The following is a 21,588-nucleotide window of genomic DNA, read 5'->3' on the forward strand; positions in this document are numbered from 1 at the left end:
AGCTATCTCATATTTTCTTTGTCTCCAACCTAATTTTACCTATTTAAATTGAACCTATATTTCTCTTGTTTAATGACTTCTGTTCAACTTTTAGCAATTACCAAAAGAGTGGTTTAAATTCTCCTAATACCTTTAAAAATAAGGCATAGACGAATTTTACAACTATTTAAAAACCACCTTAAAAGCTTCCACAAAAACACTAATTAAAAGTTAATCTTTCATTAGTCAATAGTAATACTATTATATTTGCGAGACTCAATTATTAAAACTATGGAGCATCTATTAAAATCCCTTAAAATTCAAGTCAATGAAGGACTCTATATTAAAGATCCTGAAACCAGCGATTTAGGGAGGCGAATTGTGAAAGAAAGTATCTTAATGATTGACCAAATTGGTTTTGAGCACTTCACTTTCAAGAAATTGGGTACTGAAATAGGTAGTAACGAAAGCTCCATTTATCGGTATTTTGAAAACAAACACAAACTATTGCTATACCTTACTTCATGGCACTGGGGCTGGTTAGAATATCAACTAGTATTTGGTACTAATAATATGAACAATGTAGAGGACAAATTGAAAAAAGCTATTGAAATCATAACCCGACCCACGAAATTTGACGCCACTTATTCCCATATAGATGAGGTGAAGTTGAATAATATAGTTGTAAACGAATATTCTAAATCGTATTTGACCAAAGAGGTAGATATGGAGAACAAAGAAGGGTACTTTGCTATTTATAAAAGACTGGTCAACAGATTAAAGGAGATGATTTTGGAGGTGAATCCCGCTTTTGAATTTCCCAGTAGTTTGGCAAGTACCGTGTTGGAAGGTTCCTTACATCAACGTTTTTTAAAAAATCATTTTCCATCGCTCACCAATTGTAGCGAAAAGCAAGGTCCTAACACCTTTTTCAAACACCTGGTTTTTAATTCTTTAAATAATTAATGAATGGCTAAAAATGTACTAACCGCTTGGCAACGCCTCATAAGCATGCTGAAACTTGATAAACGGGATGTTTATCAGACTTTTTATTATGCCATTTTCGCAGGATTGGTGAACTTATCCCTACCTATTGGCATACAGGCTATTATCAACCTAATTCAGGGAGCACAAATAAGTACATCTTGGATTATACTTGTTGTTTTGGTTACGGGTGGTGTGGCCTTTGCAGGTCTTTTACAAATCATGCAGATTCGTATCATTGAAAATCTTCAGCAGAAAATCTTTGTAAGGGCTTCTTTTGAATTTACGTACCGCTTTCCTAAAATTAAAATGAGTGAACTAAGAAACTATTACCCGCCGGAACTGGCCAATCGTTTCTTTGATACTTTGAACGTGCAAAAGGGCCTTTCCAAAATCATGTTGGATTTTCCAGCATCCATTCTACAGATTATTTTTGGTTTGATTCTATTATCGTTTTACCATCCCTTTTTTATCATCTACGGTCTACTGTTATTACTACTTATTTACGTAGTATTTAAGTATACCGCACAGAAGGGAATGGACACAAGTCTAGACGAATCCAAATTAAAATATAAAGTAGCCCATTGGATCCAGGAAGTCGCACGTTCTCTGGTAAGTTTTAAACTCTCTGGAAAAACCAATTTGGCGGTGACCAAGAATGATTCTCTTGTTACGCATTACTTAAAAGCCCGTGAAAGCCATTTTAGGGTACTGTTACTCCAGTTCATTCAGATGATTGGTTTTAAAGTACTCGTTACTGCCGGTCTTCTTTTAATTGGAGGTCTCTTAGTGCTCAACCAAGAAATGAATATTGGCCAGTTCGTAGCGGCGGAAATCATCATTCTTTTGGTGATAACTTCTGTGGAGAAATTGATTCGTGGACTGGAAACTTTTTATGATCTGCTTACTTCCCTTGAAAAAATGGGGCAAGTGGTAGATAAGGAGTTGGAGGCTCAAGATGGGGATACGCCATTTACCGAGCAAGAAGATATGACCATTGAACTTAACAATGTTTCTCTAACGGTCCCTAGCGGAAAAACGATTCTCAATGAGATTTCTATGAAGATAGAGCCCCGTTCCAAATACCTGATTACGGGTCCCAATGGGTCGGGTAAATCTACATTTTTACGTCTTATTGCCGGAATAATAGAACCTACGGGAGGTAACGTATATGTAAACGACATATCATTAAACGGTATCAACTTTAATCATTACCGCTCTTTTTTGGGTCAATCATTAACGGAAGAAACCCCGTTTGAAGGTACCATTTGGGAGAATATCACTTTTGGCAACAAGGAAATTTCCCAAAAAGATTTGCACTGGGCACTAGAGGGTGTGGGTCTTTTACAGTTTGTAAAAGAACAGTCCTTAGGTCTAAAAACCATTATTTACCCTGAGGGAATGCAGATTCCGCATACGGTAGCCAAAAAGATTGTCTTGGCACGGAGCATTGTTACCAAACCTAAAGTGCTTTTGCTGAAAGACCCATTGAACCTTTTTGATGATGTGGAATCTCAAAAAATAATGGAATTTCTCACGGATAAAAATCAACCATGGACGCTTATCGTGGCTAGTCAAGACCCAAGGTGGAAACAGAATTGCCACAAGGTCATTACCATGAACAAAGGAAGAATCGTCTCCTCTAAATAATAAACTATGCTTAATATATCTAAAAATCCGCTGAACAAAACCGTTCACCTTACGGGATATGCCTCCACGGAAAGGGTTTTTCATCAAAGGCATTACAAGCATTTAAACAGATTTCTTTTGGGGTCGGCTATTTTTGGGTTCATTGTCCTGTTGTTGCCATGGACGCAAAACGTTCGAGGAACTGGATACCTTACCACTTTAAGTCCTGAGCACAGACCGCAGACCATACAATCACCCATTCCTGGAAGAATTGAAAAATGGTATGTGAACGAAGGTGATTTTGTACAAAAAGGAGATACCGTTCTATTCATTTCCGAGGTGAAAAATGAATATATGGATCCCAAACTGGTGGAAAGAACGGGAGCGCAACTGAAGGCAAAAAGTCTTTCTGTGCAATCTTATGAAGGTAAGGTAAAAGCCCTCAAGCAGCAGATTGTTGCCCTACAGCAAGAAAGAGGGCTAAAATTGGAACAGGCCAAAAACAAGCTCGCCCAATCAAAACTAAAGGTAAAGAGCGACAGCATTGATCTAATTGCTGCCGAGACAAATATTGATATTGCAGACAGGCAATATAACCGTACTGTTCAATTGCAGGAAGAAGGCTTAAAAGCGGTGAAGGATGTGGAAGAAAAGCGTTTAAAACTACAAGAGACGCAGGCCAAATTGGTATCCCAAGAAAACAAGCTGCTGGCCTCTAGAAATGAAGTGATCAATGCAGAAATGGAAATTAATAGGCTTAGGGCATCCTATGCGGACAAAATAGCGAAATCTGAAAGTGATATGTTCACCGCCCAATCCAACCAATATGATTCGGAGGCCCAGGTAAGCAAGTTGGAGAATCAATATTCCAACTACGATATTCGTAGTTCCTTGCATTATATAAGGGCTCCCCAAAGCGGGTATATCAACAAAGCGATCAAAGCGGGTGTGGGCGAAGCTTTTAAAGAGGGCGAACAGTTGCTTAACATTATGCCTTCTGATTTTGATATAGCGGTGGAGACTTATGTATCGCCCATTGATTTGCCGTTGATCCATGTAGGAGGAAAAGTGAGGATACTTTTTGATGGATGGCCAGCTATTGTCTTTAGTGGATGGCCCAATACCTCCTACGGTACCTTTGGTGGTGAAGTAGTTGCTGTGGAAACCTTTATCAGTCCCAATGGTAAATACAGGGTCTTGTTGGCCCCAGACCCAGAGGACAGGGATTGGCCCAAAGACTTACGTGTTGGTTCCGGAGCAAGTACGATCGCTTTGTTGGACGATGTTCCAATCTGGTACGAGCTATGGCGACAACTGAGTGGTTTCCCTCCAAATTATTACCAACCGGAAACGGCAGCAAACACTCAAAAGAAATGAGGCAACTGATATACTACATCTTTTTCCTAAGTAGTTTTTGGGTACTTGGGCAAGAAACGACCACGGTGCTGCAGTTCAACGAGTACTTGGCATACGTTAAAAAGTTTCATCCCGTAGCCAGACAGGCAGAATTGACCATTGATTCTGGGCAGGCAGAGCTCATGAAAGCTCGTGGAGCCTTTGACCCCAAGCTGGAGGTGGATTACAACAAGAAGCTTTTTAAGGGAACGGAATACTACGAAAAGTTGAATTCTACTTTTAAGATTCCTGTTTGGTACAGTTTGGATTTTAAGGCGAAATACGATCGCAATGAAGGTGAATACTTGAACCCGATGGACAATGTACCCGATGATGGATTGTACAGTGCAGGAGTTTCTCTTTCCGTGGGGCAAGGACTTTGGATGAACGACCGTATGGCCACCCTTAAACGAGCCAAAATTTTTAGGGAACAGTCAAAGGTAGAGCGCGATTTACAGGTTAACCAAATATTATATGAAGCTTCCATGGCCTATTTTAAATGGTTGGAAGCCTACAGAAATCAAGAAACCTTCAATCAGTTTTTGTCCAATGCGCAAATGCGCTTCGAAAGCATAAAAATTAGTGCTCAGTCGGGAGAATTGGCGGCAATAGATACTGTTGAAGCAAAAATAACCGTTCAGGACCGTCAATTGGGATTGGAGCAATCAACCATTGATTTGGTCAACGCCTCTTTGGAACTTTCCTCCTTTTTATGGTTGGACAATGTTCCCATAGAATTGCAAGCCAATGTGGTTCCGGATATTGATTTGGATGCTATTGTGGATACTACCTTGGAAATTGCCGGAATGCCCTTGGATAGCTTCCCGATGGAAAATCACCCAAAATTAAAATCGCTTGATTTTAAGGTGCAAAGTTTGGTTATCGACAAAAGGTTGAAGACCAATAAACTATTGCCTAAAATTGATGTGGAATACAATTTTTTAACGGAAACACCGGAGTACCTAAATTCCTTTGAAGACCAAAATTATAAAGCTGGGGTTACTTTTAGTCTCCCCCTATTTTTGAGAAAGGAACGAGGTGATTTAAAATTGGCAAAAATCAAGCTTAACTATGCCCGATTGGATTATGACAATGCCCAAATTCAAATTAGAAACAAAATTGTAGGACTCTACCAGGCCTTGGATTCTTATCAAAAACAACAAAATTTGATGTTGGATATGGTGGACAATTACGAACGGATGCTCTCCGCGGAAGAACGTAAATTCAATCTAGGGGAAAGTTCCCTTTTCTTGGTAAATTCCCGTGAAAGCAAATTAATAGATGCCACGCTAAAGCGGAATGAAATTCAGAATAAATTCTATTCTGCCAAGGCGAAATTATTTAATTCCATCGGTCAGGCTCCGCAGAACCTATAATCAATTTTGTAGGTTTCCCTGGAGGTCGATGTTCACAGAAAATGGATCAAGCAACTTATCCACCAAAACACTTACGCTTTCTCGGTTTAATTCGGTGTCGGGATGGAAGGTTTGAAAGATTCCCCAATCGTTCCAATCCTTTTCTAAAGAGGCAAGGGAAAAGGATTGGTCCATAGTTTCCATTATTTTTTCCAAAAAGGAAATTTTCACCCCGTGACCTGATGCCGGTAACTTTTCCAATTGCGGAAAATAGGGCAGTAGCCCCTGTTTCAATTCATACTCTGAAACAATACGTTCTGGATAGAAAAAGGTTTGGTTGGCCCATTTATAAGGAATACCATAAGTTTTTAAAACCCCGCTGGCCGCTATTTTTTGAATGGAGGAAAAATTGATGTCCGCCGGTTTTACATCAAAAAGCGGTAGTAAGTAGGCATTATGTTCCAACAAAAGTTGTTGTACATCACGAACGGAAACCTCGGAAACCTTCCTTTGTTTTTTGATGGCGGTAGCGGCTATAGCGCCAGCTGCCTGCCCAATTCCCAAAACAACTGGTTGTAAACGGGTGGTGCCGTTTACGATGTTACTCACACTGATATTCTTATCGGCCACCAAAAGGTTATCCGTATCCATAGGAATAAGTGCCCCCATGGGAATGGAGTAACTGGGTACCTTTATATTGATAAAGTCGATTACCGGAGCATTAGCATTCTTGTCATGATGGTGATCAATAGGATAATCGCCAACAGCCACGCCCGTTTTGTACAAATTAAAATCATAGGGTCTTTCCAAATGATCAACGGTCAAAAACACCTTCCCTTTTGCCCTTCTACCTTCCCTGTGGTAGGGAATCATGGGCAATTTATCCTTAGTTCCGAATTCATTGGCCAACCGCAAATGGTCAAACCCCAATTCTTGCTGAATGTAATAGATAAAACCAAGGGTAAATTCCTTTGCCTTCGCTATTTCGTTCTCCAGTTCTTTATTCGATAAGTCCTTCCAACCTATATAAAAGTCATTACCACAATGGGGCCAATTGATCATATATTTACCATTGGGTAGCTTGGCATAATTTAGCATTTGCTCACATCCTGAAACTTGCCCGAACATCTCGCCTCCTTTTCGCTTACAGGCACATTCATATGCTTCAGGGTCATAATTTTTGGGCTTTTTGACCAATCCCTTTTTAGACAAGGCGGAGGAGATTTGGGACACATCCTCTAAAATAGCAACGTAGGTTAAGTCTTGAATGATATCATTTGCGTTTTGTGGAGCTTCTTTCTCCCCTGTATCCACTTTGGAATCCATTCCATAGCGAAAGTCTGCATTTACTAGGGGAAGTACTTCCCCGGTTTCGGTGGCGTCAATTAAAATGGTGGCTAAAACGATATGTGTTTTTTTGTTTTGCTCGTAGGTGACGTGCCAGCCATCAGCCCGTTTCTTAATGATAGTATAGTTGGCATTAAAGGTCAATTTCAAGTTCGGGAACTGGGCCATTTCTCTTAGAATTTCTTGCCCTACGGAAGGTTCAAATAGCGTGTGGCTTACCCAACCGGTTGCCAAGCCTTTAGCACCCCCATAATGATTTCTCAACCTTTGTCTAAACTCGCCCCAAATTCCGGACGGCATATCGTGATTGCCATCAATGGCCGAAACCCCTGCGGAGGTGAGCATGCCTCCCAACCAAGGTGTTGCCTCCATAATCTGTACCTGAACCCCACTTCTGGCAGCTTGAATACCAGCAGCAGTACCTCCTGCCCCACCACCAATGATGAGCACATCTACTTGGTTTTGTGCATGAAGCTCAGGGGATATCAAACAAAGAATCAAAAGAAAAAAACGGATACAAAGCATTTGGTCGTCGGGTTAGATAATATTGTTCAGAGTGTTGCTTACCTGTAAAAGTGCTCTGGGCACATGGAAACAGCCTTTCCACTTGCCTCCTTTTAATTTTAGAAGGGGCTCTCCCCTCCTATTCAGATAGCCAAACCATTCGCCTCCCTTGTCCGAATCCCTAAAATGGTTCCATGTATAATCATGCACCTTTTCAAACCATTCTTTTGCCTTGGGGTTTCCGGTCAGTCGTATGGACTTTGACAAGGCCACCAAAGTCTCTAAATGTACCCACCACAACTTTTGATCCCATTCCAGTTGTTGAGGCGGATTTCCTTTGGCATCCAAAAAATAAAAAATGCCTTCATGCTCCTTGTCCCAGCCGTATTCCAATTGCTGAAACATGATTTTCTCCGCTTTGGCTATAAGTGCGTTATCCCCATTTTTGGCTCCCAAATCCATGAGGAACCACATGGCCTCAATAGCATGGCCAGGATTTAAAAGGCGTCCTTCAAAACTATCTACCAACGTACAGTTAGATGCAATATTCTCGTATACCAAACCCGATTCTTCTTGGTAGAATTTGTTTAAAATCAGGTCTGAAATTCCTTCCGTAAGCTGAGCGACTTGCTCTTTTTCCAATAAATGATCCAACTCCAAGGCCAGATTACACAAAATCATGGGTAATGCAAAGTTTTGCATCTCTCGCGTACCGGGATAGGTTTTGTTGTATTTCCCTTTCGGGTTTTCTTGTCTTTGTAGAATGTTTTGAAATGTAGCTTTGGCAATCGCGGCGTACTCCTTCTTGGAGTCCAATTTATAGTAGGCGCCAAAGGCCATGGCCGCAAAACAATCTGAAAAAATATTATAGGCTTGCACCAAAGGGCGACCCTCTTTTGTTAAGGAGAAATACCAGTTACCTTGGGCATCCCGCCCATGTTTTTTCATAAAATCAATTCCTAATTTAGCGGCATCCTTCCAATTTTCCTTTGCTTCCACCTGAGTAAAAAGCGTTGAAAACATCCAAGCTTGTCGCGCTTGCAACCACATAAATTTATCGGTATCAAAGACTTCTCCGTTTTCATTCAAGCATGTAAAATATCCCCCATGAACCGTATCCAAGGAGTTTTTTTCCCAAAAAGGGACTACCTCTTTCAACAACTCGTTTTTATATAATGCGGCGTACTTTTTCATATCCATTTTAATTCTCTTCATTAAAGTATTCCATGTAGCGGTTGTATAAATGACCTGCCTGTAGATAGGCCGATTGTGGACTTATAAAGTGTGAAAACTCAAAAGTAATTGCCTTGGAACATCCGGCTTTTTGTGCCGCTTTCAACTTCAAAAGCATTTTTTCAAATTTGATGGGAAGAAATTTGATAGGCATATCGCGATCAAAGGATTCAATATTCGTCCAAGAATTCAACCCATATTTATCGGCCAATTCTTTATTGATATTTAAAAAGTGTTCCAACTCATGGTAATCTACATGACCATCTTGGAAGGCTACCGTATCTACATCGTTCTTGATACCGTCAAAAATCTCGTCCCATTCCTGATAGTGTGTCTGTAGGGAAACTATATCCTGTTTGGCCAGCTTTCCTTCGGCAGCTAAAACGGCCTTTTTACCATCTATCCAAGGAGATATCATTACAGGCAAACCTCCACTTACATCCTTGCATTGCCTTCCCAAACTGGCAATAGCCTCTACGGAACCTTTGGTTTTTCGGCTTAGCTCTAAACTCAAATACCAACCCTTGAAAGCTTTGTAATGCCCATATTTCTTGTAAGCTTCCTCAATTACATATTTATTACAATCAAGCTCATGTAACATATTACCGGTTTCCCAGTAAAGACCACTATCATAGGTGCCAAAATAAAAGTCCATACTGTATTTTTCGGCCAGTACAAGGTACATTTCCACTAAGTCAGTAGGGGGCTCATAACAACCCTGTTGTTCAATTAAATAATTAGAGGGGTAGGTCAAAAAACGCTTATACCCAGAACGTATCAAAAAAACGGAATCGATTCCCATTTTGGCCATATGCGCGAAATCTGCATCCCACTCTTTTTTTCCCCAATTCTGGTGGGGAATGTCGTGACTGATTTCATCTAAAAAAGTGCCGCTAATCTTTAGCGGAAGTTGTATGCTCATTAAAGGTTCTTTAGGTTGTTCCACCAATATTTTTTAAGTAATGCCGAAGTGAGAATCAGTATGGCGCACCAAATAATCATTTCAGTGTTTTCCCTTAGCATAAAATAAATGGGAATGACCACCTGTGCCATTTGCCAAACAACGCCCACCATTACATTAAAACTGTCTCTTTTAAAATTCTTGTTGGGAATAAAATCTGGATTTACCGCTAAAATCTCCTCTCTTATGGGTTTCCAAAAACCCCAAGGTTTCGTCTTTTTATAAAATTCCTTTACCTGTTCCCTATTGGGTAAGGGTTGTAAATAGGTACCGATAATACACCCCAACATAGAAAACAAGAGGATAACCGGAAATACGAAAATGTCTACATATTCAGGAAAAAAGAACAATTTAATGGTAGAAGCAATGAGGCCAAAAAGCATCCCCCAGAAATACCCCATCCCCGTAAATCGCCACCAAATCCACTTAAGTACATTGGCCGCCACATATCCTCCATAAAGAGCAGAGCTTAACCACAAAATCAATTGATTAAGCGACCCAGCATTAAAACCGAATACAATTCCTACTACCACTAATAGCAATGACGAAAGAATGCTATACTGTACCAGACGTTTATCAGTTGCCTTTGGGTTGATGTATTTCTTATAAATATCATTGACTATATAGGCCGGTGCCGAATTCACAAAAGCGGCAAACGTACCCATAAAAGCAGCTAAAAACCCGGCCAGCATGAGTCCTTTTAATCCTACCGGAAGAAATTTGTTGATAGCCATGGGCAACACTTGCTCAAAATCTATCACATCTCCCATAGCCGTAATTTCCGGCCCCATATGTACCAAGGCCAAAACAGCAAAGCCAATAATCATAAAATAGCGGGGAAGGTATAGCACGCAGATGGTCAAGAAGCTCATCTTAGCAGCTTCAGCCGGGGTTTTAGTAGCTAAAATTCGTTGCATGTCATAACTGGGAACAGGACCGGCGGTGGAGGCCAAAATTCCTTTTAATACCATTAACACAAACAAAAGTCCGAACAAATCAAACCCATCCTGGGCAATTTTGGAATCTACTTGCGGAAAGGGCGTACCGCTCCAATCCAAACCAAGGTTCCAACCAAAAAAGAGGTTTTTCCACCCAGCAGGTACAATTTGGGTGAGGGAAGTAACATCAACCGTATGATAAGCTACGACACCTACACCAATGCAGGCTATGGTCATGACCACAAATTGCATTACCTCCGTTGCCACTACGCTGTGCATACCTCCCTTTATGGTATAGAGCGAGGTTAGCCCACAAATGATCAAAGCGTAGCTTTTGGCAGAATCTACCTCAAAGCCCAATACCTCAAAACCAAGGTCCCACGGTAAAATGGTGGTGCTATATTTACCTATACCCTCAAAAAAGTAAGCAATAAACCCAAGTACGCTTATGACGGCAAAAACAACGATTATGATGTGTGACAGTTTTGCTCCGCGCCCATCACCAAAGCGAAAGGTAATCCATTCTGCACCCGTCATTACATTGGAGCGGCGCATCCAAATGGCTAAATACACAAAAACGAAAACTTGGTTCCATACGGGCCAGAGCCAAGGGAGCCAAGCACTTTTTAATCCGTAGACAAAAAGAATACCCACCGTCCACATAGTACCAGATATATCGAACATGCCAGAGGCATTGCTCAAGCCCAAATAATACCAAGGTAATTGATTGCCTCCCAAAAAATAGGACTCTAAATTTTTGGAAGCTTTTCTGGATAAATAAAACCCAAGTAGCAATACCCCTATTACATAGGTCGCTACAATGGCAATATCAATGAAATGCAAGGTCATTATCTCCGGTAATAAGGTAACAAAGTGTTATTAAAAAACATTAAAAGTAAAATTTTTCAACTGTGTTCACGAGCACACATTACAAATGTAGACAAAAATTGTATTTTAGTCACTATTTTTTACACTAACCATTAATGACCAAAAAAAATTATACCCTCAAAGAAATTGCTCAACTAGCGGAGGTTTCAAGGGGAACGGTAGACCGAGTTTTGCATAAGAGGGGCCGAGTTTCGGAAGAAGCCCAAAAAAGAGTTGAAAAAATTTTAAAGGAGATAGATTACAAGCCAAATCTATTTGCGAAATCCTTAAAAACCCATAAAAATTATACCATATGCGCCCTTATTCCAGAGGACTCAGAAGGGGAATATTGGCAACAATGTGCTAAGGGAGTACAAAAAGCTGAAGAAGAGCTTAGGCAATTTGGTATTTCTATTTCTTATGTTAGGTACGTGAGTACCCTAAAAGAATTTAAAACCAAACTTACAGAAGCAATAGAACAAATCCCGGATGCGTTTTTGATCGTCCCCATTTTTCATGAACCTTTAAAGGATTTATATCGCAAGGCCGAAGATTTAAAAAAGCCTATTGCCTTGATCAATTCTGAAGTAGAAAGCTTGGAACCGGTCACTTTTTTGGGGCAGGCATACAAAAAGAGCGGTAAAATTGCCGCTCAACTGATGGGCTACCTTACTCCACCCCAACAGGATAAGCAACTATTGGTCATGCATTTGGGTATAAAATCGGGCCATGCAAGCCACTTAACTGAAAAAGAAGACGGTTTTAGATCCTATTTTGCCGCCCATCATCCATATGTTACTATCAAAACGATAAGTTCTACCAGTATAGAAGATTTTGTAGATACTGATTTTGACCTCTCCCACATTGCCGGCATTTATGTCACTACTTCTAAAATTCATCAATTAGAGGGTATCCTAAAGAAGCATCCTCATATACAAGCCATTGGCTATGACCTTACGGCGAAAAATACCACCTGCCTCAAGAATGGAACCGTAAAGATGCTTTTAAACCAAAATCCGGAACTACAGGGGCATCAAGGAATCACCTCGTTATCTGAGTTATTGCTTTATTCCAAATCCATCCCCAAACGCAATCTCTTGAGAGTAGATATTGTTGTTGCTGAAAATTTGGATGAATTTTCTTAATTTATATCGCTCCATAAAAAATTCTCTATCAAAACTTTAACTTGAAATTATAACAAATGAAGTACCTTACCTTTATTTTGGTGGTCATCTTAACCACGTTCCACTCCCATACCATGCAAGGGCAACAAAATGACTTTATAGACGACTTTTTGGTACGATTGGAAAACTCCAAGAAATATATGGTTTTGGTTGCTGAAATGATACCTGAAGAATCCTTTCATTTTAAACCTGCTCCCGGATCCCTCAGCTTTGCAGAAAATTTGCTGCACATTGGTTTTGCCATGGACTTCCATTCACAAACGCTATTAGGTGAAAGAGCACCCAAAGATTGGCAGACAGATACTATTTTTAAAACCGATGGTAAGTCCAAAAAAGAAATGATTACACTTATAGAAAAGACCTTTGACGAAACCATTACCTTCCTTAAAAAGTTTAATCCAGAGAACTTTGGAGACGAGCTCGATTATTTTGGACACACTAGAAACAAAAGGCAGATAATTCTTTTATTATCTGACCATATTACGCATCACCGTGGACAGATGTTGGTCTACCTTCGTTTAAATAACATTGTACCCCCAAGATACGTTCTTTACCAGTAATTACTTATCATTGAAGCCTCGAGTTAATGTGCTGTGGCCACTAATTGAGGCTTACTTATGTGGCTCGTTTTAGTATCAAAATCTCTATTTAAGTTTATCTCCCATTTTTTGTTTGAAGATCGTTTTAATGCTACTCACCTCCTTTTTAAATTGCAAATCTTTCCTAGTCGCAAAATAAAGTGTGTTTTCCACTTTAGTGTTTCCCTTCCAGACGAGCTTTAATCGCTTGTCGTCCAATTCTTTTTCCACTAAAAAATCTGGCACTACGGCCAAACCATTATTGCCACTTAGACTTCTAATAATAGAACGGATGTTTGGCAGAATATAATTAGGTTTAAAGTCTGGACGCTTTTTAAAATTATCAAACCAAAAACGTGCAAAATGCTCCATCTCATTAGAGGCACTGTACCAAGTTTTATTCTTTAAATCGCTTTCAAACAATCCTAATTCCCTAGTTTCCAAAACTTCATTGATTTTTTGAACATCTGTTTGATTACCGGCTACCAGAACAATAGTTTCCTTTGAAAAAGCTTCATATTCCACCAAGGTAGATTTCTTGTTCATTTTGGGTGTAATGACAAGATCTAACAATCCATTGTTTAAATCCTTAATCAATTCTTGATGGTTACCGAATTTGGCCACTAGATTGAACTCAAATTGGCTTATTTCGGGCTCTAAAATGGCTTGAAAAGTTTCGGTACACATACCTATATGCACCGATGCTGTATTTTCCTTTGACGTCTTTTTAAAGTGCTGTTCTGCGCTAACAAGCTTCTGAATGGGATCAGTTATAAAATTGTAAAGCTGCTTTCCTTCTTCCGTCGGAATCATTTTTCTTGAAGTACGCTCAAACAATTTTCGCCCCACATAGGATTCTAGGGCATTTAAATGCAAACTAACACCTGGCTGAGAGGTGAATAAGGATTTGGCCGCCTTAGTCAACGTATGGTTCTCATAAATCGCTACAAAGGTTCGATACCATTCAAAATTTACCATCTATCATATTTATAATACAAAGATATAATTTATATTATTTTATTTATGGTTAAAGAGACGATAGTTTTGTCATGTAAAACAATACGAGATATGAAGAAAATATTTATAATTAACGGCGGATTTCCTTTTGCCCACTCTCCTGGACAGTTTAACAAAACCCTTTTAGAAACTGATGTTAACTACTTTAAAAAGTTTGAAAACGTTAAAATCAAAACTACGGAGGTTGGGGAACCCTATAATCCAGAAGAGGAAGTAGAAAAACTAAAGTGGGCAGACCTCATCATTTTCCATACTCCTATTTGGTGGTTTCAATTACCTTTTAAGTTTAAGGAGTATTTGGACGTAATTCTTACCGAAGGACATCAAAAAGGTATTTATGATAGTGATGGAAGAACCCGAAGCAATCCTGCAATTAATTACGGTACCGGTGGTAGATTACAAGGAAGAAAATATATAGTAACTACAAGCTGGAACGCGCCTGAAGAAGCGTTTACTTGGCAAGGCGAGTTTTTTGACCAAACCGGTGTTGACCAAGGAATACTTTTTGGCTTTCACAAAATGAACCAGTTCATTGGTTTGGAAAGATTAGATTCGCTACACTTTCATGATATGGAAAAGAATGCTGATGTACCAAAAGAGCTTAAGAGGTATACCGCGTTTTTGAAGAAGCATTTTGAAGAGGAAGCGGTTTTACTATAATCTATAACCACCAAAATGGTGGTTTTTTTGTACCCTCTTAAATTTTCTATGAAATTTATTTCTTGGATTTGGGACTTACCCATCTAAAACCAAAAAAACCGGAAACTCCGCCCAACAAGGCCCCGAACGGGATGGTGACAAAAAGAAATATCCAGCCTACGGCCACATAACCACCTCCGGATGCCGCTCTTTCTGCATCTTGAGCATCAAGATACTCACATACCCAAAACAAGCCAAAAAAACCAAGAATACCTCCCAGTATCATTCCTACGCCAATCACCGCCAGCATTAATAGAATTCGTAAGGTTTTGTCCATAGTTAAACTGTAATTAGCACCTAGTTTATCTGTTAACGAAATTTCTTGCTTATTTATTGAATGTCACCCAGTCCCAATTTTAATTCTTGTTATAAATTTAATATGGGATCAAATAAAGAAAAATGAGTTGGAGCAGTACAGTACAGGATGGTATTCCAGCGGATTTAAAGTAATATAGTACTCGAAAGGAGTGATACCCTTTTGAGTTGTTTGAGTTAGTTTAATGTAAAGGGGACAAATGTTGTTTTTTGTCCCTTTTTTTCTCCATATAAACCAGACCAAACCAACCGTTAATCTGACAACCAACCACCTAAATAGTGAAAAATCCCGACCAGAAATGTTCACCACATTTCAACGTCGGGATTTTTAGTTTATATACTTTAGGATCTTCTTAAAACTATAATCCAGTATCTTGCCAGCTTTTGGAGTTGGCGGAGTTAATGACCGCTTCACATACTTTTTGGGTCATCATTGCATTTTTGAACGTAGGCTCACAAGGTTTGCCCTCTTCCAGACTTTTTAGGAAGTCCGCTACTTGATGAACAAAGGAGTGCTCATAACCAATGGAGGTACCGGGAATCCACCAACGGTCCATATACGGTTGATCACCATCCGTAATCAAAATCTGCTTCCAGCCCCTTACAATGCCATCATCTGCATGATCGAACATTTCTAGATAATTCATATTGTGTAAATCCCATCGGAGCGAAGCGTGCTCCCCATTTATTTCCAAGGTATACAAAGCCTTATGTCCCCGAGCATAGCGAGTAGCTTCAAAAAGGCCCAGCGAGCCATTTTCAAAATGGCAATGGAAAATACAGGCGTCATCAATACCTACCTTCTGTTTCTCACCTGTTCCTTGGTGCACCCTTTCCTTGATAAATGTTTCGGTAACAGCAGAAACATCTTTAATCGGTCCGTTCAACCACATGGCCCCATCAATACAATGCGCCAATAAATCCCCGGTTACTCCGGATCCGGCGGCATCCACATCCAAACGCCAAAGGGCCTCACCTCCTTGGGGCAGATCTGGACTTATAGTCCAATCTTGAAGGAAATTGGCCCTATAGTGGAAAATCTTTCCAAGCTTCCCGGAGTCAATAATATTTTTAATAAGAGTTACTGCTGGTATTCTCCGGTAATTATAGAAAACTGTATTGGGTACCCCTGCCTTTTCAATGGCATCTACCATTGGTTGGGCTTCGGCTACGGAGCGGGCCAAAGGCTTTTCACAAAGGACCATTTTACCAGCCTCGGCCGCAGCAATGGCAATATCCGCATGCATGTCATTAGGAGTACAGATATCCACTGCATCAATATCCTCCCTTTTGATTATTTCTCTCCAGTCCGTTTCATAGGATTCATAGCCCCATTGTTCCGCGAAAGCTTTTACCTTCGCCTCCGTTCTTGAGCAAACGGCCTTCATGACCGGCTTGTATTTCAACTCAGGGAAAAAATCCCTAATTCGGTTGTAACCATTGCTATGCGTTCTAGCCATGAGCCCCGTACCGATCATTGCAATACGTAGTTCTTTCTTGTCTGACATAATAGTTCTGTTTATAGTTTAAAGTTGTAGTTTTAATAGTTAAAGCAGCGGTCGTAATACCTTTTCGATATATATGCCATCTTGTTTTGTTACACCATCAGGATCTACAATGGCCCGATCGCACTCGTCTTCTACAATGATCCAGCCTTCAAAATTGCTCTCCTTCAAGTATTTGGTAATACCTTCAAAGTCGATGATGCCCTCACCCATTTGGGCCCATTTACCATCTTCGAACATATCCTTATAATGTACACAATTAACAATATCACGGTACTCTTTTATGACCTTCAAGGGATCCATACCTCCTTTGGCCATATGCCCTACATCCGGGGTATACTTAATTACTTTACTATCCAATCCGTTCAAAAGAATCTTATAATCCTCTTCTGTTCGGTAAATGGACCCCATTGGGGAATTAGGGTGGTAAGAGCAAGTAATACCTTCCCCTGCGGCCCTATTGGCTATTTCATTGACACAACTCAATAGGTTTTGTTGGCGCTCTATTAGATTTTCTCGGTCTTTACCTGGCATTTGTACCAAGAGAAGTATAGCCTCCGGAAAGTATTTCATAAACTCGATCCACTGATCGGCGTTACGCCTTTCTTCTGCGGTTTCTTTAGGGTTTCTCCAATCTTCCACATGACATAGAACCGATAGTTCAATATTGTTTCGGTCCAAAGCCTCCCTAAAAACCTTTGGGTCGGTAAAACCGTTCATAAAACCAGTGTCCGGCTCAATACTTTTAAACCCAGATTGGGACATAACTCCCAAAATATGTTCCAGTTTGTTTTTATAAGTGTCCCCGGACATTGCCCAGGTATATGTTTCGCAACCTATTTGTATTTTTCCCATTGTCTAATGCATTCTTTCAATTAATAATTCATATTTAACCAATTCAACACCCGCGTGTTAAAGTCGTCCAACTTCTCCCAATGGAAGGCATGGCCGGCATCTTCGTATAAGTGCAGTTCACTTTTTGAAATACCATGGGCCACTTCCTTGGCCATCCATTCTGGAATGAACTGGTCTTCTTTTCCACCAATGATCAAAGCCGGGACTTTTATGCTGGGTAATTGCTCCACCACATTATGGGAGATACAGGCGTGCGCCTGACCTTCCAAACCGTGTAAGGGTTGTTGAATTTCTGCTAAAGCAGCCTCCTTTTGGCCTTGTACAAGTCCGTCATATTCTTGGTCATCATCCCAAGTGGATTTATGAAATATTAAAGTCTGTACAAAATTGGAAAAATGCTCCGGACGTAAATGGGCCTTTGCGTGCATCATGTGGGTAAAAATGGCCTCGGCCTTGCGATCGCAACTTGCCCAAGGGCACATGAGTACCAACGCGTTTACCATTTCTTGATGCCGGATAGCCAATTGTAGTGCAATGGCTCCCCCCATAGAAACACCCACAATGGCGGCGTTTTCAATTCCCAAGGACTTTAGAAGCGCAGCACCGTCATCTGCCATTTGAGCTGTGGTATAAGGACCTTCTGGCTTATCAGAAAGCCCTACCCCCCTGTTGTCAAATAGAATACATCGATAGTTTTGTTCCCAGAAAGAAACATGTTTTTCCCAAACTGAAAGGTCTGCCGTTATACCCATGATGAGCAATAACGGCTTACCTTTTCCTCTTTCTTGATAGTTTAATTTAATTCCGTTAACTGTTGTGATAGGCATTTGTTGAGTTGTATGAGTTTAAAAAAGATAATTATAGGTTATTCGCTCCAACCATGCATATCACGGACTTCCACCAACTTGGCTAAAATATCGTTCCACGTTTGTTGTTTGTACATTACCTCATTATCAAACATACAGCCATCCCAACAAATGTGTTTAAATTTCTTGGTTAGGTTTCCAGTACGGTCCCTTAACCAAAAACCGGCGTCTTTGGCCACATCCAGTTTTCCGTTGGGATCGGTTGCCAAACAATGTCTTCCTGTTTTATCATGGGAGCCTGTACCATGAACGGTTCCGTCATTTTGGGCTACATGAAAATCTATGGTCCAAGGCCTTAAGGCGTCTGTAACTGTTTTGAGTCCTTTTTCTAAAGTAGCCCTATCAGACCAATCGTAATTTTCAGGTAGTATTCTGTGCTCCGGTGCATTATACCCCAACAAGTATAATAATGTATGTGACATATCTGCCTGGAACCCAATATTTGGTCTATCTACAGCTTCCAATGTTTCTACCATATACTTCCAACTGTGCATACCGCCCCAGCAGATTTCTCCTTCGGCCGCTAACTTCTCGTCATAATCGGCTGCTACATCACAGGCCGCCCTAAATGTTTCAGCAATTAATTGGGTATTTTTTTTAGGGTCTTTGGACCAGTCCTCTGGTCCGGAAGCAGAATCAATTCGTATAACACCATATTGGCGAACCCCATGGTCCTTTAAAACCTTTCCAAAGTGGCAAGCTTTGCGGACCAGTTCTACGAATGTTTTTCTGTCATCATCTGTACCTAAGGTTGGTCCGCCCCAAATTGGGGCAACCAAACTTCCCACATTTAAGTTGTAACCCGCTATTTTGTCCGCAATCCTTTTGATATCATCATCAGACATATCAATATTAATATGTGGGTCTAAAAGGCCTAAATCCACCCCATCAAATTTATTGCCGCTAACCTCCGCAGCAGCGGTCATTTCAAGCATTTTATCAAATGGAATTACTGGCTGGGAATCGGGTCCTTTACCCACGATTCCGGGCCAAGTGGCGTTATGCAGTTTTGGAAAATTAGTATTCATATTCTCTTTTTTTAGAATTCAACATTCATTTTCTACAGGTTGAGTTGTAAATCTGGATTTTCAGGTCCAAAGTGTTTTAACATGACGATAGGATCGGATGAACTAAGGTTGGTGATGGTAACACCTTCCTTTGCAGCCTTTTCCGTGACAAAATATTCATCGTGGGTCAGTTGGCCGTATCGGATCAAAGAAGGAGTTTCTATATCCCACTCTCCCATTTTACCATGACCTTGCATCATGATCATACCATAACAAGCGCTATCCTTAATGGTAACCGTTTGTCCCGGAAGTACAGTTAGTTCCTTGGCACTAAAGGCATCGGAACGATAACAAATCCATTTGTCAATATACCCTTTTGCTTCCATTTCTTCAAGTGGTTCTACAGAAATTGGAGCCATAAAACGGGTTTCTAGCATATTGGGGTCTGTATTCAATTCCCAATCAATTACCTCCATTAACTGATCGTAATCTCCTTTTCTATCTTCAGGAGTGCCTTTCCAAAGTAGTTCCTCAGGAATTATAGCTTCATTAACCAATGATTGATACATGGCAAATACATCCGATGCCTTCTGCGGCTCGTACGTACACATACTTCCCGGTGCGTGCAACATTCCCGGCGGTACGTCCCATCCGGTTCCCGGCTCCAATTTAAATGCCGAAGAATAATTGGTAATCTTGTTATCTCCTTTGGCAAAATTCATTAAACATTCTTTGATCTGTTCCTTGGTGGTACCCGGCGTAATCCCGAAAAAGGTATAAGGAAAATCTCCTCCATGATTGTTCACTTGTGGCGGAAAGTAATAGGCTTCCGGTTTCCCTTTCTGCCCTACCTTGGCGGCATGCTCATCATTGTGGTGAATATGGTGTGGTAAGGGTCCCATATTATCAAAAAATTTGGAGTACATGGGCCAACTTTTAAATTCGTCCCATAATCTATCACCAATGATTTCCCCTTTAAGCTCATCTATAACATCCTTTAACAGAATCTGAACTTCCTTGCCGTCATCTTCAAGGACCACATGGCTCAATCCTTCATTTTTTCCCGTTAGAGGTCCATTTTCGGCCGGAGTGGTAGAAGAAAACCAACGCTCATCTATGCCTCCTCTTTCGCCTCCCAACACATAATAATCGTCTGGATGTAGTTTTATTCTTCTTCCTGGTACACAAAATGATCGAGGTACCCAAGTTGGCGTCAAGCGCAAAATTCCCTTGCCTTGTTCCAGTGCTTTTTCAGCCAATGTTGCCATATTACTCTTTGTTTAAATGGTTTAGTTAAATTGAATTAATAAAATCTTGTATTTCTTCGTTCTGCAAAATCTCGATTTCCAAATCATACTCTTTAGAAGCTCCAGGAGCCAAATAAATGATACTTCCATCTTGTTTTGCTTTTTTTTGCCCGATGGGCGGATGCGTAGCAGGCTCCAAGGCCGTAACATATTCTCCCTCTCCCCAATGTTGCCAATTGACCAACCAGGGCAGCTGCTCCTTTTTGAAGCGCACACGTACCGCCAAGTTTAATTTTTCATTATAGAGAGCACCTTGGGAATTGCCATCCTTATCCGATGTAACATCAATAAATGCAACATCTTCCCCTGTTCCCGAGTGTGATTTCATGGGAGGCGGGCAAACCTTGAAATTGTTCCCCGCTTTAAAAACTTTTTTATCGGTATCCGGTGTTGGGGATTCCCAAGTACCTTCCCAAATAATTTGGGTTCCTTCATCTACTAAAGGCCAACCAAAATTAATGTGATATAAAACCATGTGTGGGACGATGGTATTTCCTTTGTTGATTATCTCGTCGGACACCTTAATTTTAGCTTCACCGAGTTTACCCGAAATAGTTCGCCTTAAATCCAAAGACGGACCAAAAACTTGGGTTTCCCTAATAATACCGGTAATGCTCATTTCAAGTTTTCCGGTACTTAAATCGGGTTGGTCAATAGCAATAATTTCTGCGGGTGTATTGCTGATGCGACCATGAACGCCCCGGTGTCCATTTTCATCATCTTCTGGGCCACCTACATGCGATAGTCCACAAGTGGTTACTAATCCACCACCAAAATTTCGCAACCAGCCAATACCTTGATCAGAAAATCGGTCTGCAGGCATGGCGCCGGAATGGCTTAACCATGAAAGGCTGTACTGGTTATAAAATGCATCTGCAATATCCATAGCCCTGTCCAAAAGAACCTTGTAACGCAACCCTGTACCGGTATTGATCCAGGCAATGCGGGAACCTCTGCCAAGGCCATTGTCTAAAACGGAAGTCTCAATACCTCCAACTTGAGCCGTATTACCGACCTTATTTTTAACTTGTAAGAGGGATTTTTTTTCTATCATGAAAACGTT

At 40.6% G+C, this 21,588-nt stretch carries 19 protein-coding genes; 7 read left to right on the plus strand and 12 right to left on the minus strand.

Features of this window, described 5'->3' with window-relative positions; translation table 11 throughout:
- Window positions 1-270: 270 nt before the first annotated feature.
- The 4 genes from IL355_RS10105 to IL355_RS10120 are packed head-to-tail and all read left to right on the plus strand — an operon-like array spanning window position 271 to window position 5,363.
- Window positions 271-945: a TetR/AcrR family transcriptional regulator gene (locus IL355_RS10105; RefSeq protein WP_192462023.1), complete on the plus strand. Its 675-nt coding sequence runs from the start codon at window positions 271-273 to the stop codon at window positions 943-945.
- 3 nt (window positions 946-948) lie between these two features.
- Entirely contained in the window at window positions 949-2,613 is a 1,665-nt protein-coding gene (locus IL355_RS10110; RefSeq protein ID WP_192462024.1) for a peptidase domain-containing ABC transporter, read from the plus strand.
- A gap of 6 nt (window positions 2,614-2,619) precedes the next feature.
- Window positions 2,620-3,969, plus strand: coding sequence for an HlyD family secretion protein (locus IL355_RS10115; RefSeq protein ID WP_192462025.1), 1,350 nt, complete (start codon window positions 2,620-2,622; stop codon window positions 3,967-3,969).
- Window positions 3,966-5,363 (plus strand): TolC family protein, encoded by a 1,398-nt coding sequence (locus tag IL355_RS10120; protein ID WP_192462026.1) that lies wholly within the window; start codon window positions 3,966-3,968, stop codon window positions 5,361-5,363. The genes IL355_RS10115 and IL355_RS10120 overlap by 4 nt, the downstream gene beginning before the upstream one ends.
- On the opposite strand, the gene IL355_RS10125 is transcribed toward IL355_RS10120, so the two are convergent.
- Genes IL355_RS10125 through IL355_RS10140 form a run of 4 tightly spaced genes read right to left on the minus strand, consistent with a single transcriptional unit; the run spans window position 5,364 to window position 11,174 of the window.
- Window positions 5,364-7,214: an FAD-dependent oxidoreductase gene (locus IL355_RS10125; RefSeq protein WP_192462027.1), complete on the minus strand. Its 1,851-nt coding sequence runs from the start codon at window positions 7,212-7,214 to the stop codon at window positions 5,364-5,366.
- Window positions 7,215-7,226: 12 nt separating this feature from the next.
- A complete protein-coding gene (locus tag IL355_RS10130; protein ID WP_225621199.1) occupies window positions 7,227-8,393 on the minus strand; it encodes an AGE family epimerase/isomerase in 1,167 nt (388 codons plus the stop codon).
- Window position 8,394: 1 nt separating this feature from the next.
- Window positions 8,395-9,348: a DUF4434 domain-containing protein gene (locus IL355_RS10135; protein ID WP_192462028.1), complete on the minus strand. Its 954-nt coding sequence runs from the start codon at window positions 9,346-9,348 to the stop codon at window positions 8,395-8,397.
- The gene (locus tag IL355_RS10140; protein WP_192462029.1) at window positions 9,348-11,174 is read right to left on the minus strand and encodes a sodium:solute symporter family protein; all 1,827 of its coding nucleotides are present in this window, start codon (window positions 11,172-11,174) and stop codon (window positions 9,348-9,350) included. Before IL355_RS10140 ends, IL355_RS10135 begins: the two co-directional genes overlap by 1 nt.
- 134 nt (window positions 11,175-11,308) lie before the next feature.
- On the opposite strand from IL355_RS10140, the gene IL355_RS10145 reads away from it, so the two are divergent.
- A complete protein-coding gene (locus tag IL355_RS10145; RefSeq protein ID WP_192462030.1) occupies window positions 11,309-12,337 on the plus strand; it encodes a substrate-binding domain-containing protein in 1,029 nt (342 codons plus the stop codon).
- A gap of 56 nt (window positions 12,338-12,393) precedes the next feature.
- Window positions 12,394-12,936, plus strand: a complete 543-nt coding sequence (locus IL355_RS10150; RefSeq protein ID WP_192462031.1) for a DinB family protein — start codon at window positions 12,394-12,396, stop codon at window positions 12,934-12,936.
- Window positions 12,937-13,020: 84 nt separating this feature from the next.
- Here IL355_RS10150 and IL355_RS10155 read toward each other — a convergent pair whose 3' ends face one another.
- Window positions 13,021-13,932, minus strand: coding sequence for a LysR family transcriptional regulator (locus IL355_RS10155; RefSeq protein ID WP_192462032.1), 912 nt, complete (start codon window positions 13,930-13,932; stop codon window positions 13,021-13,023).
- A gap of 90 nt (window positions 13,933-14,022) precedes the next feature.
- On the opposite strand from IL355_RS10155, the gene IL355_RS10160 reads away from it, so the two are divergent.
- On the plus strand, window positions 14,023-14,631 hold the full coding sequence (locus IL355_RS10160) for an NAD(P)H-dependent oxidoreductase (protein WP_192462033.1): 609 nt from the start codon (window positions 14,023-14,025) through the stop codon (window positions 14,629-14,631).
- Window positions 14,632-14,686: 55 nt separating this feature from the next.
- Here IL355_RS10160 and IL355_RS10165 read toward each other — a convergent pair whose 3' ends face one another.
- The 7 genes from IL355_RS10165 to IL355_RS10195 form a co-directional block, all read right to left on the minus strand.
- Window positions 14,687-14,947: a hypothetical protein gene (locus tag IL355_RS10165; RefSeq protein ID WP_192462034.1), complete on the minus strand. Its 261-nt coding sequence runs from the start codon at window positions 14,945-14,947 to the stop codon at window positions 14,687-14,689.
- Between the two features lie 397 nt (window positions 14,948-15,344).
- Window positions 15,345-16,493 carry a Gfo/Idh/MocA family protein gene (locus tag IL355_RS10170; RefSeq protein WP_192462035.1) on the minus strand — a complete coding sequence of 383 codons (1,149 nt, stop codon included), beginning with the start codon at window positions 16,491-16,493 and terminating at the stop codon, window positions 15,345-15,347.
- Between the two features lie 39 nt (window positions 16,494-16,532).
- Window positions 16,533-17,345, minus strand: coding sequence for a sugar phosphate isomerase/epimerase family protein (locus IL355_RS10175; RefSeq protein ID WP_192462036.1), 813 nt, complete (start codon window positions 17,343-17,345; stop codon window positions 16,533-16,535).
- 20 nt (window positions 17,346-17,365) lie between these two features.
- On the minus strand, window positions 17,366-18,172 hold the full coding sequence (locus tag IL355_RS10180; RefSeq protein ID WP_192462037.1) for an alpha/beta fold hydrolase: 807 nt from the start codon (window positions 18,170-18,172) through the stop codon (window positions 17,366-17,368).
- A 38-nt stretch (window positions 18,173-18,210) separates the two neighbouring features.
- Window positions 18,211-19,239 (minus strand): sugar phosphate isomerase/epimerase family protein, encoded by a 1,029-nt coding sequence (locus tag IL355_RS10185; protein ID WP_192462038.1) that lies wholly within the window; start codon window positions 19,237-19,239, stop codon window positions 18,211-18,213.
- Window positions 19,240-19,271: 32 nt separating this feature from the next.
- On the minus strand, window positions 19,272-20,486 hold the full coding sequence (locus IL355_RS10190) for a class I mannose-6-phosphate isomerase (protein WP_192462039.1): 1,215 nt from the start codon (window positions 20,484-20,486) through the stop codon (window positions 19,272-19,274).
- Window positions 20,487-20,511: 25 nt separating this feature from the next.
- Window positions 20,512-21,579, minus strand: coding sequence for an aldose 1-epimerase family protein (locus IL355_RS10195; protein WP_192462040.1), 1,068 nt, complete (start codon window positions 21,577-21,579; stop codon window positions 20,512-20,514).
- Window positions 21,580-21,588: the final 9 nt, after the last annotated feature.

Source organism: Euzebyella saccharophila, assembly GCF_014855495.1.
Taxonomy (GTDB): domain Bacteria; phylum Bacteroidota; class Bacteroidia; order Flavobacteriales; family Flavobacteriaceae; genus Euzebyella; species Euzebyella saccharophila.

Bases quoted from the DNA above. Each gene is read 5' to 3' on its own strand.
- IL355_RS10105 (WP_192462023.1), top strand. From the start codon at position 271: ATGGAGCATCTATTAAAATCCCTTAAAATTCAAGTCAATGAAGGACTC.
- IL355_RS10110 (WP_192462024.1), top strand. From the start codon at position 949: ATGGCTAAAAATGTACTAACCGCTTGGCAACGCCTCATAAGCATGCTG.
- IL355_RS10115 (WP_192462025.1), top strand. From the start codon at position 2,620: ATGCTTAATATATCTAAAAATCCGCTGAACAAAACCGTTCACCTTACG.
- IL355_RS10120 (WP_192462026.1), top strand. From the start codon at position 3,966: ATGAGGCAACTGATATACTACATCTTTTTCCTAAGTAGTTTTTGGGTA.
- IL355_RS10125 (WP_192462027.1), bottom strand. From the start codon at position 7,214: ATGCTTTGTATCCGTTTTTTTCTTTTGATTCTTTGTTTGATATCCCCT.
- IL355_RS10130 (WP_225621199.1), bottom strand. From the start codon at position 8,393: ATGGATATGAAAAAGTACGCCGCATTATATAAAAACGAGTTGTTGAAA.
- IL355_RS10135 (WP_192462028.1), bottom strand. From the start codon at position 9,348: ATGAGCATACAACTTCCGCTAAAGATTAGCGGCACTTTTTTAGATGAA.
- IL355_RS10140 (WP_192462029.1), bottom strand. From the start codon at position 11,174: ATGACCTTGCATTTCATTGATATTGCCATTGTAGCGACCTATGTAATA.
- IL355_RS10145 (WP_192462030.1), top strand. From the start codon at position 11,309: ATGACCAAAAAAAATTATACCCTCAAAGAAATTGCTCAACTAGCGGAG.
- IL355_RS10150 (WP_192462031.1), top strand. From the start codon at position 12,394: ATGAAGTACCTTACCTTTATTTTGGTGGTCATCTTAACCACGTTCCAC.
- IL355_RS10155 (WP_192462032.1), bottom strand. From the start codon at position 13,932: ATGGTAAATTTTGAATGGTATCGAACCTTTGTAGCGATTTATGAGAAC.
- IL355_RS10160 (WP_192462033.1), top strand. From the start codon at position 14,023: ATGAAGAAAATATTTATAATTAACGGCGGATTTCCTTTTGCCCACTCT.
- IL355_RS10165 (WP_192462034.1), bottom strand. From the start codon at position 14,947: ATGGACAAAACCTTACGAATTCTATTAATGCTGGCGGTGATTGGCGTA.
- IL355_RS10170 (WP_192462035.1), bottom strand. From the start codon at position 16,493: ATGTCAGACAAGAAAGAACTACGTATTGCAATGATCGGTACGGGGCTC.
- IL355_RS10175 (WP_192462036.1), bottom strand. From the start codon at position 17,345: ATGGGAAAAATACAAATAGGTTGCGAAACATATACCTGGGCAATGTCC.
- IL355_RS10180 (WP_192462037.1), bottom strand. From the start codon at position 18,172: ATGCCTATCACAACAGTTAACGGAATTAAATTAAACTATCAAGAAAGA.
- IL355_RS10185 (WP_192462038.1), bottom strand. From the start codon at position 19,239: ATGAATACTAATTTTCCAAAACTGCATAACGCCACTTGGCCCGGAATC.
- IL355_RS10190 (WP_192462039.1), bottom strand. From the start codon at position 20,486: ATGGCAACATTGGCTGAAAAAGCACTGGAACAAGGCAAGGGAATTTTG.
- IL355_RS10195 (WP_192462040.1), bottom strand. From the start codon at position 21,579: ATGATAGAAAAAAAATCCCTCTTACAAGTTAAAAATAAGGTCGGTAAT.